The sequence below is a fragment of the uncultured Campylobacter sp. genome (assembly GCF_938031315.1).
Taxonomy (GTDB): Bacteria; Campylobacterota; Campylobacteria; order Campylobacterales; family Campylobacteraceae; genus Campylobacter_B.
Genome location: NZ_CALHHT010000120.1, coordinates 1 through 2848 on the forward strand (window position 1 = coordinate 1; position 2848 = coordinate 2848).

The following is a 2848-nucleotide window of genomic DNA, read 5'->3' on the forward strand; positions in this document are numbered from 1 at the left end:
TCGGTAGCCCCATTTGAGCCGCTACTCCCGCAAATACGGGCACTAAAAGCGCAGCAGAGGCGGTATTGCTCGTAAATTCCGTAAGGCAGATGATGAAAACTGCTGTTACCAAAAGTACAATGTAAGTAGGCGCTCCGCCGAAAGTGTGCGCGACTAGATCGCCAAGCACCTTAGAGGCTCCGGAATCGCCTAAAACCGCACTTAGAGTAAGTCCGCCGCCGAAAAGCAGCAACACGCCCCATTCGGTGTTTTCGGCGATATCGTGCCATTTGGCAAGCCCTAGTATGACGATTACGACTGCCGAGCAGATGGCGACGTAAGCATCATCCACTTTAAAGCCCACAAGGGCTGAAATTTGCTTTGAAAATATCCAGCCAAGCGCTGTTAGAGCAAATACGACGATCGTAATAATGCGCTCGCGCGTCCAAGGGATATGCTCCAGATCCATCTCTATTTTATGGCTTAAATTCGGCTTGAAAATTATATAAAGCACCACAAGCATTATCGGTAGCATCACGCACATTAGCGGCAAACCTACCTTCATCCAGTCCGCGAAGCTGTAGTGCAAGGCTTGAGCCACGATTAAATTTGGCGGAGATCCCACGAGCGTGCCCAGACCTCCGATGCTTGCAGAATACGCGATGCCTAAAAGCAAAAACACAAGCGTGCCGCGATCTTTGCTCTCGTCCATGTTGGCGCAAATTCCAAGTGCGATCGGAAGCATCATCGCAGCAGTTGCGGTGTTTGAAACCCACATCGAAAGGATCGCCGTAGCAAGGCAGATTAAAATCGCAGCTACACCCAAGCGACCGCCTGCGCGGGCGATTAGCCACATCGCGATCTTTTTATCGAGCTTTTGCATATGCAGAGCCGTTGCCAGAGCAAAACCGCCGAAAAAGGTAAAGATCGTAGGGTTTGCAAAATTTGCAAGCGTGCTTTTGATGGTGGCAGCCGTGAAAGTGCCATCTTTAGCGAATTTGCCAAGTCCGATAGCTACCGCAAGCACCGGCACCATAAGCGCGGTTACCGTGATATGCACGGCCTCTGTAAGCCACATAATCGCGATGAAAGCAAGTAGCGCAAGGCCTTTTTTGACATTAGGCTCAAATGGTAACGCGGCATATAGCGCAAAGCCCACAGCAGCAGCAATCGCCATAATGATGACGCCGCGCTTAGGAAACGGCACGGTGTCGGTTAGCCTGTCTAAACCCAGCTCGTCTACGTCTGAGTCCAGTGTTCCTTGTAAGCGGGAGTTGCGCAACTCCACTTTGTGTTCTTCCATAAATACTCCTTTTTTGGATTTGGCTTATGATACAAAAATGAGGCGGGAATTTTATAAATTCCAAATCAAATCGTCTTAAATTTTTAAAAGTGCAGTTACTATCGGTAACACGGCACTTATCTCGTGTGTAAATTTTAAATTATACATAAAAACGAACAACTAAATAAGCGCTTTAAATTTCATCACAGATTATTTTTTAATGACACCCGACATAAATTTGCTAACTGCCCAAGGGAGGCGGTGTAGAATTTCGTCGAATTTCATCTAGGCAATCGAGATAGAATTCTGTCCTTAGCAAACGAGATAAAATTTTATCCAAGGCGAGTGAGATAAAATTCCAAGTCTTGTCGCGAAATTCATCGAAATTTCAAAAAAAGGATATTATAATCAACAAATTTTAAACGGATTTGTAAGCGAATCCGGTGGAGGAGGCTCAAAGATCGTAAGTTATAAAACGGTAAGAGCGTCTGTGGCGAGAAGCCTTGAAATCATAAATTGTAAGGAGAAAATATGAAAAACAAAATTTTAATCGCGGCGTTTGCCGCTGCGGTGTGCGCAAGCTCAAGCTTCGGCGAGGGGATATTTTTAGGTATCGAGGGAGATTATTCTTTTAAATCCAGCATCACTACTAAATGGTCTGACGAGGACGATTCTGGCACGAATAAAGATAATAAGGGTCAGGCTGCGCTCGGCTTTAAAGGCGGCTATGATTTTGGTATAGCTAGGGCGTACGGCGAGTACTTGTATGATTTCAAAGCTTCGAAAACTGGCACTGACGAGGACATCATATTTAAACACGAGTGGAATAAGTATAGCTTGCTCGTAGGCGGGGATTTTACGCCTGAGATTATAAACGGCTTTAAACTCGTAGCAGGCGCTTATACGGGAGTTTCATTTTTGAAATATAGAGCTTATTCGTATGATGACTTTGATGGAAGTAGCAATTCTCTTTCAAAGACGGTGCCGGGCTGGGTCATCGGCGCGAAACTGGGCGGGCTATATAGCTTTGATACGCACCACGAGATCGAGTTTGGCTACAAGGCGGACTACACGAGATACAAGGCTAGTAAGCTCGGAGAAGATGTAGACAAAGTATATGAGACCAACCATGGAATTTATCTGGGGTATAACTTTAAATTTTAAAATTATTGCGGTAAACGGAAACGCAAATCCGGCATCCCTTATAATTCTAAATTTATACTTCTATAGAGAAACGATAGGGGTTAAAATTTCATTAGCCCCTACTTTAGAATTTTATTTGACTAAGATATGGTAAACAGGCAATGGTAACATCGACGGCTTTATCGCCAAGCCATTTAACGACTTCCATTAGCTTTGATTTTTTCTCTTGATTATTTTTGCAATCTTCAAGCTCACTAAGCATTCCTCGTAATTCGTATTTCAAATTTTTAGATAACACATTATTTGGAATTTGATCTATAGCATTTTTAATAATTATACTTTGATTAATGTTGGTTGTATTCGTGTTGTATATGTTTAAATTTGAAGATTCTTTGCTCCTGATAGTGTTTGCCTCGTCTTTTAATTTTGCTTCAAGAAATTTTA

General features: G+C 43.4%; 3 protein-coding genes. 1 reads left to right on the forward strand and 2 read right to left on the reverse strand.

The window, feature by feature from the left end:
* A partial coding sequence (locus tag Q0236_RS03395; RefSeq protein WP_297915166.1) for a DASS family sodium-coupled anion symporter occupies positions 1-1282 on the reverse strand: 1282 nt, incomplete at its 3' end.
* 510 nt (positions 1283-1792) lie between these two features.
* Between Q0236_RS03395 and Q0236_RS03400 the strand changes: the two genes are divergently transcribed.
* A complete protein-coding gene (locus Q0236_RS03400) occupies positions 1793-2425 on the forward strand; it encodes a hypothetical protein (RefSeq protein WP_297915169.1) in 633 nt (210 codons plus the stop codon).
* Positions 2426-2528: 103 nt separating this feature from the next.
* Here Q0236_RS03400 and Q0236_RS03405 read toward each other — a convergent pair.
* Positions 2529-2848 (reverse strand): hypothetical protein (locus tag Q0236_RS03405; protein WP_297915172.1); only part of this gene is annotated, 320 nt, incomplete at its 5' end.

Bases quoted from the DNA above. Each gene is read 5' to 3' on its own strand.
- Q0236_RS03400 (WP_297915169.1), top strand. From the start codon at position 1,793: ATGAAAAACAAAATTTTAATCGCGGCGTTTGCCGCTGCGGTGTGCGCA.